Genomic DNA, 280 nt, shown 5'->3' with positions numbered 1-280 from the left:
GAAGCTTACCCAAAACCCCGCCTATGCCAGGCGGATCGGCAAAATCCGGAGCCGGACCGTGGAGCCTGTCCTAGGTACCTTAGTAAACTTCCTGAACATGCGCCGGATCAACAGCCGGGGGATGGCCCAGGCCAACAAACACGTGATGATGGCTGCACTCACTTACAATCTGAAAAAGTACCTGGCCTTTGAACGGCGGTCAGCGAAAAGGCCGGCCATGGCAATGAAAAAGGCCCTCAGGGGCCTAAAATTTGCTTTTCTGGAGCTGCTTTGGGCCGAT

At 55.4% G+C, this 280-nt stretch carries 1 pseudogene; it reads left to right on the top strand.

The features are described 5' to 3' along the window. Nucleotides 1-58: 58 nt before the first annotated feature. A pseudogene (locus L0U88_RS20805) lies at nucleotides 59-280 on the top strand (IS1182 family transposase); the annotation flags it as partial.

Source organism: Flavihumibacter fluminis, from assembly GCF_021491375.1.
In the GTDB taxonomy this organism is placed as follows: Bacteria; Bacteroidota; Bacteroidia; order Chitinophagales; family Chitinophagaceae; genus Flavihumibacter; species Flavihumibacter fluminis.
The sequence above is the reverse complement of the archived record's forward strand: the minus strand, read 5'-3'. Positions and strand labels throughout refer to the sequence as shown.